The 15,596-nt window shown below is 47.5% G+C and carries 11 protein-coding genes and 1 pseudogene; 4 read left to right on the plus strand and 8 right to left on the minus strand.

Annotated elements, in window-relative coordinates:
• Positions 1–88: 88 nt before the first annotated feature.
• The 3 genes from QFZ80_RS29435 (at position 89) to QFZ80_RS29445 (ending at position 4,399) form a co-directional block, all read left to right on the plus strand.
• Positions 89–1,861, plus strand: a complete 1,773-nt coding sequence (locus QFZ80_RS29435; protein WP_307562290.1) for a PAS domain-containing protein — start codon at positions 89–91, stop codon at positions 1,859–1,861.
• Positions 1,862–2,343: 482 nt separating this feature from the next.
• Entirely contained in the window at positions 2,344–2,808 is a 465-nt protein-coding gene (locus tag QFZ80_RS29440; protein WP_307562292.1) for a RidA family protein, read from the plus strand.
• A gap of 268 nt (positions 2,809–3,076) precedes the next feature.
• Positions 3,077–4,399: an IS4 family transposase gene (locus QFZ80_RS29445; protein ID WP_307556960.1), complete on the plus strand. Its 1,323-nt coding sequence runs from the start codon at positions 3,077–3,079 to the stop codon at positions 4,397–4,399.
• Positions 4,400–4,588: 189 nt separating this feature from the next.
• Here QFZ80_RS29445 and QFZ80_RS29450 read toward each other — a convergent pair whose 3' ends face one another.
• From QFZ80_RS29450 to QFZ80_RS29465, 4 genes are all read right to left on the minus strand, one after another.
• Positions 4,589–4,780: a hypothetical protein gene (locus QFZ80_RS29450; RefSeq protein ID WP_307552205.1), complete on the minus strand. Its 192-nt coding sequence runs from the start codon at positions 4,778–4,780 to the stop codon at positions 4,589–4,591.
• Positions 4,781–5,070: 290 nt separating this feature from the next.
• A complete protein-coding gene (gene araA / locus QFZ80_RS29455) occupies positions 5,071–6,495 on the minus strand; it encodes an L-arabinose isomerase (RefSeq protein WP_307562294.1) in 1,425 nt (474 codons plus the stop codon).
• A 42-nt stretch (positions 6,496–6,537) separates the two neighbouring features.
• Positions 6,538–7,233, minus strand: a complete 696-nt coding sequence (locus QFZ80_RS29460) for an L-ribulose-5-phosphate 4-epimerase (RefSeq protein WP_307552201.1) — start codon at positions 7,231–7,233, stop codon at positions 6,538–6,540.
• A 2-nt stretch (positions 7,234–7,235) separates the two neighbouring features.
• On the minus strand, positions 7,236–8,852 hold the full coding sequence (locus tag QFZ80_RS29465) for a xylulokinase (protein WP_307562297.1): 1,617 nt from the start codon (positions 8,850–8,852) through the stop codon (positions 7,236–7,238).
• Between the two features lie 360 nt (positions 8,853–9,212).
• Here QFZ80_RS29465 and QFZ80_RS29470 point away from each other — a divergent pair, with 360 nt between their 5' ends.
• A complete protein-coding gene (locus tag QFZ80_RS29470; RefSeq protein WP_307562299.1) occupies positions 9,213–10,304 on the plus strand; it encodes a GntR family transcriptional regulator in 1,092 nt (363 codons plus the stop codon).
• Between the two features lie 15 nt (positions 10,305–10,319).
• Here QFZ80_RS29470 and QFZ80_RS29475 read toward each other — a convergent pair.
• From QFZ80_RS29475 to QFZ80_RS29490, 4 genes and pseudogenes are all read right to left on the minus strand, one after another.
• Positions 10,320–10,648 (minus strand): annotated as a pseudogene (locus QFZ80_RS29475) (23S rRNA (pseudouridine(1915)-N(3))-methyltransferase RlmH).
• A 482-nt stretch (positions 10,649–11,130) separates the two neighbouring features.
• Positions 11,131–12,861: a methyl-accepting chemotaxis protein gene (locus QFZ80_RS29480; RefSeq protein ID WP_307562301.1), complete on the minus strand. Its 1,731-nt coding sequence runs from the start codon at positions 12,859–12,861 to the stop codon at positions 11,131–11,133.
• A 137-nt stretch (positions 12,862–12,998) separates the two neighbouring features.
• The gene (gene mglC, locus QFZ80_RS29485; protein WP_171642657.1) at positions 12,999–14,030 is read right to left on the minus strand and encodes a galactose/methyl galactoside ABC transporter permease MglC; all 1,032 of its coding nucleotides are present in this window, start codon (positions 14,028–14,030) and stop codon (positions 12,999–13,001) included.
• A gap of 18 nt (positions 14,031–14,048) precedes the next feature.
• The gene (locus tag QFZ80_RS29490; RefSeq protein WP_307562304.1) at positions 14,049–15,566 is read right to left on the minus strand and encodes a sugar ABC transporter ATP-binding protein; all 1,518 of its coding nucleotides are present in this window, start codon (positions 15,564–15,566) and stop codon (positions 14,049–14,051) included.
• Positions 15,567–15,596 lie beyond the last annotated feature (30 nt).

Below are 15,596 nucleotides of genomic sequence, written 5' to 3' on the forward strand. Positions count from 1 at the left end.
TTTTAGTTCAACAAACTTTTTGTTTGAAATTCAACCTGTTTGTGTTACCATTTTGCTCAGAATAACCTTACAAGGGGAGATGACAGGCATGGAATCAATTCAAGATGAATTTGGGTTTTTGACCGATCTTGTGACAGGACTTGCCGCTCAATTCGGAGACAACTGTGAAGTCGTGCTGCATGACCTGACAGGGCCTTACGACAGCTCCATTGTCGCGATTGCAAATGGTCACATCACAGGGCGTAAAGTCGGAGATCCCGGAACGAATCTGGGTTTGGAGCTGCTGCGGGGTAATCATGTAAACGGCAACAAGTTTAACTACTTAACACAAACCAAAGATGGACGCATTCTGCGCTCCAGTTCGATGTATATGAAAAATAAAGCAGGCACTATCATTGGCTCACTGTGCATTAACTACGATATCACAGAGCTGATGATCGCAGAGAAAACGCTGCAGACGCTTATACGTCCTGGTGAACAAACAGAAGTAAAGGAATCTTTCGTTACGAGTGTGAGCGATCTGCTTGATGCCCTTATTCAAGAGGCACAAGAGCAAGTAGGCAAACCCGTGGCAGTCATGACGAAAGAAGATAAAATGCGCATGATTCAACTTCTCGATGCCAAAGGTGCTTTTCTTATCAAAAAAGGTGGCGAGAAGATTTGCACCTATTTGAATATTTCAAAGTATACCCTTTATAGCCACTTAGAAGAAGGGCAAAAGCGCCGTGAAGGAGAGTGTGGAAGGATGATGAAAACGTTGGAGAATTTGGAGACACCTTGCCTGCTTATAGACACAGAACGCATGGATCGAAATATTCAAGCAATGGCTGATGTCATCAACAAACATCATGTGAAGCTGCGTCCGCATGCAAAGACGCATAAGCTCCCTTCAGTCGCGCTCCAGCAGATTGAGGCTGGGGCTGTCGGTATCACGGTAGCGAAAGTGTCCGAAGCAGAGGTTATGGCAGCGGGTGGCGTTACCAATATTTTCATCGCTTACCCGCTTGTGACTGCAAGCAAGATCGAAAGAGCGATTCGCTTAAGCGAGCAAATCGAGCTGATCGTCGGCGTCGATAGCTTGGCAGGCGCCCAGCAATTAGAGCAGTGCGCTAGCCGACTTGGCCAATCTCTGCAAGTCCGGCTAGAAATCGATACGGGCTTTCGCAGAACCGGTGTACTCTACGAGCAGGCCTCCGCGCTCGCCGCAAAGATTGCCCGCATGCCGCATTTACGGCTGACCGGCATCTATACGTTTCGCGGCTCCCTGCTTGCAGGCAAGCCTACCCTCGACGTGGCTGCAGCCGGTCAAGAAGAAGGCACGCTGATGGTGCAGCTGGCCGAGCGTCTTAGAGCGCAGGGCATCGCTATCACGGACGTTAGCGTCGGATCCACACCGACGGCCGCTTCCGCCGCTGCGGTAGAAGGCGTGACGGAGGTTCGCCCAGGCACCTACGTGTTTTACGATCGGATGCAAGCCCGCTTAGGCCTCTGCGGCATCGAAGATTGCGCTGGCAGCATGCTCGTCACCGTCGTTAGCCGCCCATCAGCGGATCTCGCGATCATAGATGGCGGCAGCAAAACATTCGCTACCGATGTGCAGCCGGATACAAACCCGCTTCAGCTGCGCGGCTTCGGCCACATCATGAACCTAGAAGATGCGCTTCTCGTTCGCTTGTCTGAAGAGCATGGCATGGTTGAACTTGGGCCAATCGCCCAAGCAGCCAACATACAGGTAGGCGACAAGCTGCGTATTATTCCTAATCACATTTGCAGCACCGTCAACCTGCACAATCAGGTTATTATGCAGCGCGGTGATGCTTATGAGCGCTTGCCGGTGCTTGCACGAGGTATGTTGGAGTAAGCAATCAGGCAGCATTACTGCCGGATTAAGAGACCGTCGATTCATTCATCCAATCTTGTTCTACATGGAGGAGTCTTAAATCGAAATCCATCGTCATACTTGAGGTTGACGGATGAATGAATGGAAGGATGAATCCCTATTCTCGGTTGAATGATGTTGGTAATTGCAACAATTGCTGCCTAAATCCCGCCTGTTTCCCTCGATGTTGCATAATGTACAACAATTGAGCCCCATATAGGTCATTTCGCAACAAAAGGGTTCGAAATGTTGCACAAACTACAACTTCAACATGCCAAAATGCCTTTGGGAGTGGGAATTGTTGCAGAAAATACAACATTGGCAACCAGGATGCTCACTTTCATGTATTAGTCGCTGAATGACTTTATTACCGAAAACTGGCGACCATGGATCCTGAGTAAAGAGGCATAACAAATGAATCGAAAGACTCGATTTAATCATCCAATGACTTGGAGGTCAATACTATGTCCCAAATTGAACAACGTCTACAAGAGCTAGGCATCACACTTCCCCCATCCCCAGAACCACGTTTCACGTATCTTCCTTGCAATCAAACTGGGAATCTCATTTATTTATCCGGTCAGGATTGTCGTATTAACGGCGAGCTGATGTATGAAGGTAAACTTGGCCGTGAAGTATCCATCGAGCAAGGACAAGCAGCAGCTCGTCAAACCATTATCAATTGCTTATCTGTTATGAAGGGATATCTGGGAGATTTGGATCGAGTTGTTAAAGTCGTGAAAATGCTTGCTTTCGTCAACAGCGCACCGGGCTTTGGCGATCAACCCTATGTCATCAACGGCGCGTCCGACTTGCTTGTGGAAGTGTTCGGTGAGCAGGGTAAACATGCTCGTTCAGCAATTGGTACAAGCGATCTGCCCTTTCACACACCGGTGGAAATTGAACTTATCTTAGAAGTGCGAGATTAGGCACTAGAATAAAGAAAAACCGTCAGGATCAACCTGACGGTCCAATTAGCCTTACTTATGGTAAGGTTCACCGTAAACACTATAACGGCTAAAAAGGGCATCCTTTTGGACAATGTCATTAAGTTAAGGCGAAAGGCCAAAATCAAGAAAAAGAGCAGGTTATCGAAAAGATAACCCGCTCTTTTTTTACGTCCAAAAGAAAAAAGAACTTGACAAGCAGTTGGAAATGTGTGGCGAAGCCCCTTGAAAAAACGAGGAGGTTACGCCAATGGATGAGTACTCGAATTCGCTAAAAGAAACACTGACATCCCTCATACGAGAAATGTCAGCTGCACCAGCACCTTTTGTCAAAAACCCCGAAAAAGATTTTACCCGAAAGAAAAAGCTTCCCTTTGAAACGGTTATGCAACTCCTGATCTCAATGGGGGGCAACAGCTTATATAAGGAACTCTTGGAATCGCAGGGCTATGACGTAAATACCGCAACCACCTCTGCATTTGTCCAACAGAGGAATAAAATCCTGCCATCTGCTGTGGAATTCTTGTTTCACGAATTTACGCAATCGTATACCGATATCAAGGACTACCGTGGGTATCGATTACTTGCCGTTGACGGTTCGGATTTGCATATCGCAACTGACTCTGCGGACACGGACACCTATTTTCAAAGTCAACCGAACACAAAAGGCTATAACCTTCTGCATTTGAACACAGCCTATGACTTGTGCAATAGACTTTACGTGGATGCGATTATTCAGCCACGAAGGTTGAGCAATGAGGGAAGGGCGCTGGCTGCTATGGTTGACCGTTCCCCCATCAAGGGCAAAACCATTGTTACTGCCGATAGAGGTTATGAAAGTTACAACAATTTCGCTCATATTGAACGAAAAGGGTGGAATTATGTCATACGGGTAAAGGATTTGGATTCCAGTGGTATTCTTTCGGGTTTGTGTTTGCCCTCTGGCGGAGCGTTTGATCTGGACGTTCATCTGACACTCACCAAAAAACAAACCAAAGAGGTCAGGGCTCATCCCGAGATTTACAAGTTCGTCCCTTCCACGTCTACCTTTGATTTTTTGGATTTGCATGAGAACTTGTTTTACCCGATTTCCTTTCGGGTTGTTCGTTTCGTCTTGCCAAATGGCGCTTATGAAACCGTCATTACGAATCTTTCTGCCGCTGATTTCCCACCCGATGAAATCAAGTCCATTTACAACATGCGATGGGGCATCGAAACCTCTTTCAGGGCATTAAAATACACGGTAGGTCTGACGAATTTTCACGCAAAGAGACAAGAGTCCATCACCCAAGAGATTTTCGCAAGAATGATCATGTACAATTTCGCTGAAATGATTACCTCGCACGTAGTCATTTCCCAAATGGATAAACGGCACCAATACCAAGTCAACTTCACAGTTGCCGTTCACGTTTGTAGACATTTCCTGCGCTCAAGGGACGATGAACCCCCGCCCGATGTTGAAGCACTGATTCGCAAAAACATTTTGCCGATTCGACCCATCCGCCCAGGACAGCAGAATACGCGCAAAATCCGCTACAAATCCGTTGTTAGCTTCGTCTACAGAGTAGCATAATTCGTTTCATATGAACATTTTTTTAAGCGGAAAGTTCATCCGCTTTGTTTGCTGTACGCTTTTTCCTTGCTGGCGCAAGAAAACAAACGGCACAGGGCTTTTCCCATGCCGTTTTGGATTCTATTTTTATTCACGGTCTTGTCTTTGAGCCTAACTTAATGACATTGTCCTTTTGGATGCCCTTAGCAATTACAAATCCGACAATTTCCCGCCATAATTCCCAATCGCTTCAGCAACAATTTTGTGTACATTACGAAGGAATTGTAAGCTCGCGTCATTCATTTGAGGGATTGTTCCAAGTATCGGCACAACGTCTTGGTAAAAATTATCAATCTCTCTCGCTCTGACTTTGAATGAACCGGTACCCTTCAAGTCATACATATATAAGCCCACTTATCACGATGTTCTGTCCAAAGTGTTGAGTATTCCACTAAATGGATGTAGCGAGATTTATAAGGAAATTACCTAAATGTGATGCCAGCACTCCAATAAATTCAGAAATAGGAGTCAACTGTGCATAATGATCAGCCATTTACGAAAGAAACGGTTTTTACATTTTGCTCAAGGAAGCGGCGACGTCCCGCTGTCCATCTTCTCCTTTTCGGGATCCGCCATCAGTTCTGAACTCCTCGATTGTCTCGGGTCCGCCTTCTTTACGCCTTAATTATAGACTACTTAATAACGACGTATTCCAAGTTAACCAGCTTGGCGTAGGTCACGATTTGGTCTGTCGTCAGGTTCAAGGAAACGACGGTATGGTGGCCGCCACCATTCTCTATCCAGGCTTTCACGCCATCCTGGAAGTTCGGCTTCACGCTCCAGAGTACACGAGCCACGGGAAGCTTAGGAGCCGAAACCGTCGGCTCGAATGCGGAAACCTCGTTGATCAGCAATTTATAATGAGTGCCGAAGTCCGCCATGGATACGACGACGCCTTCTCCGGCTTTACCGTCGAATACCAGACGCGCCGGATCTTCACGATCGCCGATTCCGAGTGGGGAAACAATGATTGTCGGTTTGTTGCTTGCCAAGCTCGGATCTACTTCGAGCATATGGGATTGCAGGATCGCTTCCTGACCAGCCGCCATCTCGTAAGTGTAATCCTCCATAAAGCCTGTGTTTTGATTGCGGCTCATCACTTTCAGCAAGCGATCGAGCGCAGCCGTCTTCCAGTCGCCCTCGCCGGCAAAGCCGTAGCCTTGCGCCATCAGACGTTGGACGGCAAGACCAGGAAGCTGTTTCATTCCATGCAAATCTTCGAAGTTCGTCGTGAAGGCATTATAACCTTTCTCATCCAAGAAACGTTTGATGGCAATTTCATAGCTCGCTTGGATTCTGACGCTCGCTTCCCAGGCTTCTTTACTGTTCGTGCCGTAATCGAATTCGTAGAGCTCCGCATACTGGCCCATCAGATCATCAATTTCTTGCTCTGTAACGGCATTCACGTATTGTACGAGGTCGCCGATGCCGTAGTAGTCCACGGTCCATCCGAATTGAATTTGGGCCTCGACCTTGTCCCCTTCCGTAACGCCAACGTTGCGCATGTTGTCGCCGAAACGGGCGACTTTGATGTTGAAGCTTTCGTTATAGGCAACCGCTACGTCCATCCAATCCGCAATCTGCTGCTGCACTTCCGGACGTTCCCAGTAGCCTACGACGATTTTATTTTGTTTCTTCAGACGGGCATTAATGAAGCCGTATTCGCGATCGCCGTGAGCGGCTTGGTTCAGGTTCATGAAGTCCATGTCAATCGTTGCCCAAGGAATGCTTTCATTGAACTGGGTTGCCAAGTGAAGCAGAGGCTTCTGCAGCATTTTCGTACCGCGAATCCACATTTTTGCAGGCGAGAACGTATGCATCCATGTGATGACACCCGCCACTTCATCGCGATAGTTGACCTCTTTCATGATGCTTGTAATTTTATCCGCGCTTATTGCCAGGTCCTGCAAGACAAGCGGATAAGGGAGCACACCGCTATTATTCAAGGCATCTGTCATTGTCTGCGCGTGAGCTTTTACTTCAGCCAGCGCTTCTTCCCCGTACAGATGTTGCGAACCTACGACGAACCAAAACTGTTTAGCTGCTGTTATTGACATCTTAATCATCCTCTTTTCTGTATTTAATAATAAGTAAGGCTATTACTTCTGCCCGTAGTAGGCATCTTTCCCATGTTTCCGAAGATAGTGTTTATCCAGAATGCCTTGAGGCAGTTCTTTTGCAAAATGATTCAATTGCCGCGCGTACAAATTCATTTTGCAAACTTCCTCCAGCACGACGCTGTTCACGACTGCCGATTTCGCATCTTTCCCCCAAGTGAAAGGCGCATGTCCCTGGAGCAGGACGGCCGGGATTGCCATGACATCCAGCCCGCGCTCCTCGAACGTTTCGATGATGACACGGCCCGTCTCCGCTTCGTACCCCCGGTCAATCTCCTTTTGGTTCAAGAAACGGGCGCAAGGCACGGCGCCATAGAAGGTGTCCGCATGCGTCGTTCCCATGACGGGTACATCCAATCCCGCTTGCGCCCAGATGGTTGCCCAGGTCGAGTGGGTATGCACGATGCCGCCGATTTGCGGATAGTGTTTGTACAACACGGCGTGAGTCGCGGTATCGGAGGAAGGTCTCAGCTCTCCCTCGACCACATTACCGTCGAGATCCACAACAACCATGTCGCTCGGTTTCATCTTTTCATAGCTGACTCCGCTCGGTTTGATCACGAACAGGCCGCTTTCCCGATCGATGGCGCTCGCATTGCCCCAAGTAAATTTTACGAGTCCGTGCTTCGGCAAATCCAGATTCGCTTGATATACCTCTTCTTTCAGTTGTTCTAACAACGTTAGTCCCTCCCGTTCTCTAGCAGATGGTCTACTGCGGCCTGTTCGATGGCCAACCCTGCTTGGTATCGTTTGATGAATGCTTGGAACCCTTTTACATCCGTTGCATCCGGAGCAATCTCCTGTCCTTCGACATTTTTAAAGACCTTTTGCTCGAGGAAGTTATCCAGGCTCTCTTCTTGATCCTTGTTGATCATATATGAAGCCAGAAGCGCCATGCCCCATGCCCCGCCTTCGCCGGCCGTGGACATGACCGAGATCGGTACGTTCAGCGCGCCCGCTAAGATTTTTTGCCCGACGACAGGAGTCTTGAATAGGCCGCCATGAGCCAAAATGCTGTCAATGGCCACTTGTTCGTTTTCGGTCAAAATGTCCATTCCGAGCTTCAATGCTCCGAAAGCAGTGAATAAGTGCGTTCGCATGAAATTAGCCAGATTAAAGTTGCTTTCTGGCGAGCGAACGAACAACGGCCGGCCTTTGTCGATTCCCGTAATATTCTCGCCCGAGAGATAACCGTAGCTAAGCAAACCTCCGCCATCCGGGTCGGCTTCCAATGCCTTATTCAATAGCACGCTGAACAATTTGCTGGAATCTACACCGTATCCCATGGCTTCGGAGAATTCACGGAACAATCCCATCCAGGCGTTGAGGTCGCTGGAGCAGTTGTTGGCATGCACCATGCCGACCGGACTACCGTTCGGCGTCGTGACCATATCGATCTCCGGATAAACCTTGGATAATTCTTTCTCCAATACAATCATCGCAAAAACGGAAGTGCCCACGGAAATGTTACCCGTACGCTTCCTGACGCTATTCGTCGCAACCATGCCTGTGCCGGCATCGCCCTCTGGAGGACATAGCCGAATACCAGGCTGCAGATCCCCGGCCAGGTCCAGAATGCCGGCCCCCATCTCTGTTAGTTCACCAGCTAGCTCGCCGGAGAGATATACTTTAGGAAGAAGATCCTCAAGCTTCCACGGATAGCCTTTGGCTGCGATAAGTTCATCGAATTGCTTAACCATCGATGGATGGTAATTACGGCTTGCTTCATCAATAGGGAAGATGCCGGAAGCATCTCCGATGCCGATCGCTTTATTGCCGGTCAGCAGACAGTGAATATATCCAGCCAGCGTTGTTACGAAATCAATGCGAGGCACATGTTCCTCTTGATTTAATATCGCTTGGTACAAATGAGCGATACTCCAGCGCTCGGGGATATTAAATTGGAACAAGTCCGTTAATTCCCTAGCTGCCGCGCCGGTTGTTGCGTTGCGCCAAGTCCGAAACGGTACCAGCAGCTCACCCGTGCTGTCGAATGCCATATAGCCGTGCATCATAGCGGAAAACCCGATCGAACCCACGGTCCGGAGGGTGACCCCGTAATTTCGTTCCACTTCCTGCTTCATTTCACGATAAGCGGTTTGGAGGCCTTTAATAATATCCTCCTGGCTGTACGTCCAATATCCGTCTTTCAACAGATTTTCCCACTCATAGCTTCCCGATGCGATGGTCTCGAAACGACGATCGATCAACACCGCTTTGATCCGCGTAGATCCGAATTCGATACCTAGCGAAGTTTCACCCTTGGTTATCGCTTCTTTCAAGTCTACATGATTCATAATCACGTATCTCCCCTCTCTGTTCGTGGCTTAAACCCAAACGCGTATAATAGCCTGATTCCGATCGAACCGTTCACTCGATGAGACAAACGAACGATTTCGATCGAAAGAAGGCGCTTTCTCTTACTGATAGCCTTAGTATATTTTCTGTACGTACATTTGTCAATATAATCTAATAGTTATACTAACATAAATTGCAGTACCATCCCTATTCGTCTCCTCGTAGCGTCTCCCTTAGGATAAGCATGGAATTTGTACCGTCGAAATCATAAATAAGTATCACTTCATTTGCATTTCATGCAATTTATGTTAGAATGTGTACGTACAACTTTTCGAACAACGATGAAAGAAGTGGATGGCATGAAGCCAAAGTACCAGATCATCATAGATGAGATTAAAAGTAATATCCTCTCGGGAACGTACAAAGCAGGCGAGAAAATCCCTTCGGAATTCGCTTTGCAGGAGGACTACAACGTTAGCCGGCAGACGGTTAGAAAGGCTATTTTGGAGTTATCGAACGAGGGTTTCCTAAGAAGCGAGAAAGGATCCGGCACGTACGTCAGCACCCAATACCGGTCCAAAACGGGTGGGAAAGCCATGAATAAAACGATTGGCGTCATCACGACCTATATCTCGGATTACATCTTTCCCTCCATTATCCGCGGCATTGAAAGGCGATTAAATGAAGATAACTATTCCTTGCTGTTAGCCAGTACAAATAACGATATCTCCCAGGAAAAAAAGGCGTTAGAAATGATGCTGTCCTACGGTGTGGATGGACTGATTATAGAACCTACCAGAAGCAATGTATACAACCCCAATATCGCTTACTACCTGTCTTTTAAGGAGCGTGAGGTTCCGTTCACGATGATCAATGCCTATTATGAAGAGTTGGAGGTTCCTTTCTTCTGTCTGGATGACGTGCTGTCCAGCTATCTAGCAACTCGGGAGCTGATTGCCAAAGGACATACCCAGATCGGCATCATCGCGAAAATGGATGATTTGCAAGGGAAGTATAGAATGAAGGGATTTATCAAGGCTCTTGGGGAAGCCAAATTACGGTTCCAGCAAGAGCATGTGCTTTCTTTCGATACGGCGACGAAGTCGGACCTGTCCGCTAACTTGGAAGTGTATCTGAACGACAATCGGGATGACTTGACTGCGCTTGTGTGTTACAACGACGAGGTAGGCTTGGAAGTCGTACATGTCTGCAGAAAACTGGGTATCTCCATTCCAGACGAGCTATCCATCATTGGCCAGGACAATTCATATATCGCCAAAAACGCGAATATCAAACTAACGACGCTGACCCACCCCCAAGAACAAATGGGACGCGACGCAGCGGACTGGGTCATTAAGAATTTACAAGGCAAAAAAGACTTGCCCACCAACACCTACTACCAGCCCGTATTAATTGAGGGCGAAACCGTAAAAGCGATCGAAGTGGAATAGTCATGGACTGTGTTATTACTTGTGATACGGTTCCCCCCGATTTATCCGCATAGCTCGATAAATCTGCCGCACCAACCGCATCAGCTGGTGCGGCAGCTCGCTCGATAGCTCCAGCAAGCCGCAGATCACAAAGGCCACTGATTGCTCTCCTTCATACACACCTGCTGCTCCTCAGCAGGGCTCATGCTCTCCGGTGCCTTATCGTCCGGCACCTCTATCATTTGCACCTTGTCATACGGCCCAATGCGCTTCACATACTCCACGATCCGGTCCACGAGATAGCGCTCCTTCAATTTCCCTACGGTTAATATCTTGTATACACATAACCGACAATCTCCTCTCATTTGCTCCATTGGATAAAATACAATCAAATCAGGTTCATTCACTTTATTTGCCCGCTTTCATTGGAGTTAATCCAACAGAATGCTCTAAAACCAGCTCTTCTGAGCTATTTCCTCCACATATTCCACTGTATAAATCCAATGAAACTAACCTCAACCGCCGAAGTCATGAGACATCATTGGATATAATCCAATCAAATATCCTTCAAGTTCATGTATTTCGACCTTTCTCCCAACTCAAATAAATAAGGGGTAAGCTTCGCTTACCCCAAAGCATATAAATTCTTATCTGTAAATAAAGGACCTGAGGCGCTGCCTCAGGTCCTTTATTTGTGTTAAAAGCTAGTTACGATTGCATGTTCCGCAAACGGAACGTGGATGCCTTATTTGCGGAAAATACCCCATTTTCACGAGCTAAGAGGAACGAGGATCCGTTATTTCGCCGTTTCACGTCCTAAGAGCCTTATCGGAGTCAGCTATACTCCTCACACGCGGAATCTTCCGATTAATGTCTGCAAATCAGCAGCCATGCTGTTCAGTACTGTCGCCGAGGAGACGATCTCCTCCATGCTTGCGTACTGACCCTCGATGTTGGAAGATACATTTCTTGCTCCCGCAGCGGTCTGTCCGGCGACTTCATCGATCGCGCGAATCACATCCGTTGCTGCGCGTGTCTTCTCGGAAATAGCGGCCGAACTTCCCGCCACTTCCTCGATCTGCCTTGCAACTTCGTCCATCGCACCGCGAATACGTTTGAAGGTATCCCGCGCTACGCCGACCACTTCAAGTCCCGTCTGCACCTCTCGGCTCCCAGCCTCGGTGGAACTAACAACCTCTCTTGTTTCATCCTGAATACTGGAAACAAGATGAGCGACTTCTTCCGCAGCTGCTCCCGTCTGCATAGATAACTTGCGGACCTCGTCGGCGACGACCGCAAAGCCTTTACCAGCGGCTCCGGCGCGTGCCGCTTCAATGGAGGCATTGAGCGCAAGCATGTTCGTCTGCCGCGCAATACCTGCAATCATCGAATTCGCATTGACGATTTGTTCAGACCGTTGACCGAGCCTCTGTACGGATTCAGCAAGTTCCATCATCTTCTGATAGATAGCATTCATCTGCGTTATCGCTGTCTCGACTGCCTCATTGCCCTCCCCTGCCTCTTTCTGTGCGAGGAAAGACTGCTGGTTAGCCGACTGCGTGACACTTGCAATCTGAATGACGGCTGCTGACATTTCCTCCATGATGGAGACTCCCAAGTGTACACTACGCACTTGCGCATCCGTACCCATCGAAATGTCCTGGACTGTGTATGTAATACGTTCCGAAGATTCGCTAACTTGTTCAGAATTGCTGCTAAGCGCCTCCGATGCAGCAGCGACGTGCTGGGCACTGCTTCCTACCTGACTAATTAAGCTATGCAGATTGGCTTTCATTTGATTAAAAGCGGTAGCCAAATGTCGTAATTCGTCCCTATTCTTGACGTTAATGTCACCAACCGTTAAATCGCATGCTGCAATTCGTTCAGCCGCTTGTACCATAGAACGTATGGGATTGACAATCATGCGAGATAGCAAGAGGCCGATGGCCAAGGCGAAAAGAAAAGCTGCGACACTGACCCAGATCAACGTTTGAACGGTCGATACTACCACATCATGATTGCGTGCAGAAGCTTCCTCCTGGACTTTCCTTTCCAGCTCTTCAATCTTCGCGGCAGCCTGCGTCAATGTTTCCGTTGTCGGAATAGCCCACTGCATCGCTTCAGCTTTGGCTAAAGCCACATTCCCTTTGTCTGCGTATTCCGTCACTTTCTTCACTAGACGAGCAAATGTCATGTTCGAGTCTACCATGGATTGGATAGCACTTTGCTCATCCTCGTTCTTCGAAACCTCTCCCATCTGAGTAATGATCGAAGAAAGTGTTCCATTCATTTCCGTCAAAAGCTTCTCTTTGTCCTTCGTAGGGTCTAAAACGTATCCGAACAGCATGCTGTTCTGTATTTGCGTTTTCTCTTTGATCTCAGAGACATTTCGAAGAATAGTGACATTATCTTTCAAGAGCTTGGAATAAGAACTATCCACTTTATTCAAGTATGTATACGACATGCCGCTGGTTACTGCAACGAGTAAAGATACAATAACAAATGTGCCTACAATTTTAATTCTCAAAGAAACCGAAAATAGTCGCTTTCTCCAGCTAGCCGAATTACGATTTGCCATGACTATGCCCTCCTACAGACGTCAGTAATCGCTTTCATTTTATACAGGATAACAGGCTGTCGTTAAATCGCGACAGCCTGTTTCACATTATTACCTATAACCAAATGAGATGGAGCGTTCTTGGTGTTTAACTATAATTATTTGGAATTCATGTATTTGCGCATATCGAAGGCAACAGCCGCGACGATAATTACACCTTTAATAATCAACTGCCAGTAAGGACTAATTCCGATAAACGTCAAACCATAGTTGATAACGCTGAAAATTAAAACCCCTGCAAGAACACCAGGTACAGTTCCGATACCACCGGAAGTGGATACACCACCGACGACGCAAGCTGCGATTGCATCAAGCTCGTACATATTCCCGTAGTTATTCGTTGCGCCACCCGTTCTTGCTGCTTCCAGCACCCCTGCCAGACCATACAAAGCGCCAGCAATCGCATAGATGTAGATGAGGTAACGGTTTACGTTAATACCTGAAACGACCGCTGCGTGAATGTTGCCGCCGATGGCGTACATATATTTCCCCAGCTTCGTTTTGTTGAACACAATCCAAACGATGATAGATACAACAATGGCAATAATGACAATGTAAGGAATGGAATACGTAGAACCGGTTCCGATCGCGCCTGTTCCCAGCTGACTGAAATCTGATCTTAATCCGCCAATCGGCTGTGACTGATTCGGTTTCATATCAAAGTATAAGGAGTTAGCTCCGTATACGGCTACCATCGTACCCAAAGTTGCGATGAACGGTGGAACCTTGAATTTTGCAACAATGATCCCATTGATCAAACCTACTAATAGACCGGCTGCAATCGCAATAAGAATCGGCACGATCAATGGCAGCTCCGGCAAATTCGGGAAAAATCTTCGACCATACTCCTGCGTTTGCAGCATGGAAGCGGAGATAACGGCGGTCAAGCCGACGATACGTCCTGTCGAAAGGTCGGTTCCCCCTGTGATCAAGATGAATGCCGCACCCAAGGCGATAATGACGCGTGTGGATGACTGCAGTAAAATATCTCGAAGGATATTTACGGATAAAAAGCGTGGATCATATATCGCGATACCGATAACTAACACGACTAGCACGATGTAGATTGCGTATTTGGTGACGAACCCACTAATGTCTCTGGATTTCAATGTTTCTGTCTTCGTACTCATGGTTCTTGGCCCCCTCCATTATGCCATATGCTGTGCAGCAAGGCGCATGATCTCTTCTTCCGTTGCTTTATTTCCTTCTACAATGCCTGTAAGGCGTCCTTCACACATGACCATGATTCGGTCTGACATCCCTAACAGTTCGGGCATTTCAGAAGAGATCATGATAATACTTTTCCCCTGCTTCGCAAGGTCAGCGATGATGGAGTAAATTTCGAATTTAGCACCTACGTCAATTCCCCGTGTCGGTTCATCAAGCAGAAGCACGTCCGGTTCTGTGAGCAGCCATCTGGCAAGCAGCACCTTTTGTTGGTTACCACCTGACAGGTTCTTGATCAACGCGTGCATATTCGGTGTCTTCACCCGAAGCATTTCGATACTTCGTTCGACTTCTACTTTACGTTTAGCTTCGTTAATAAAGCCCAGTGGATTCATATACCTGCCCAAATTCGCAATCACGGTGTTTTCAAGAACAGATAGTACGGGGAAAATACCCGTTACACGACGCTCTTCCGTGAGCAAAGCGATTTTCTGCTTAATAGCATCGATCGGCGACTTGAGCTTCACTTGCTTGCCATGCATGGAAATGCTGCCGGAAGCAACACCTCTCATCCCGAACAAAGCTTCAATCAACTCCGTCCGCTGAGCACCAACAAGACCACCGACTCCAAGAATCTCTCCCTTACGAAGATCAAAGGATACGTTCTTAAATGATCTTGGAATGATAGAAGTCAGTCCTTCGACTTTCATTAATACACCGTTCGGCACATTGCTGCGCTCAGGGAAACGCTCCTTCAGATCTCGTCCGACCATCTTCGAAATAATCATGTCGGTCGTTAACTCCGACGAAGCCCACGTACCGATCTTGGTACCGTCTCGCATAATCGTCACTTCATCAGAAATTTCAAGAATTTCTTCCATTTTATGTGAAATATAGATGATCGAAACGCCACGACTTCTCAGGTCGCGAATGATGCGAAACAGCTGCTCAACTTCGTTACCCGTTAGTGAAGAAGTCGGCTCATCCATAACAATGACTTTCGAATTGAATGACACAGCCTTGGCAATTTCAATGGACTGCACCTTAGAAACAGATAATGTTCCTACCAGTGTGTCCGGATTAATATCCATCTGGAGCTGTTTGAATAAGCTCTCTGTATCTCTGCGCATCTTCTTATGATCCACTAATTTCAAAGGTCCGATCCCTTTTAGCGGAAATCTGCCAAGCCAAATATTCTCCATTACGTTACGATGAGGAACCGGATGAAGCTCCTGATGGATCATGGAAATGCCGCTTGATAAAGCATCTTTCGAACTTTGAATGGAAACAACTTCGCCATTCAATTTGATTTCTCCACCATCCGGCTTATAAATACCGAACAAGCATTTCATCAGCGTCGATTTGCCCGCACCGTTCTCTCCCATCAGCGCATGCACGCTTCCCGGGCGAACTTTGAGGGTAACGTTATCCAGCGCTTTGACGCCGGGGAATTCTTTGGAGATTTGATTCATTTCCAATAAATAGTCATGTTCAGTCATGGTAACTCCCCCTACAGCTCACGATAATCC

The organism is Paenibacillus sp. V4I7, from assembly GCF_030817275.1.
In the GTDB taxonomy this organism is placed as follows: Bacteria; Bacillota; Bacilli; order Paenibacillales; family NBRC-103111; genus Paenibacillus_E.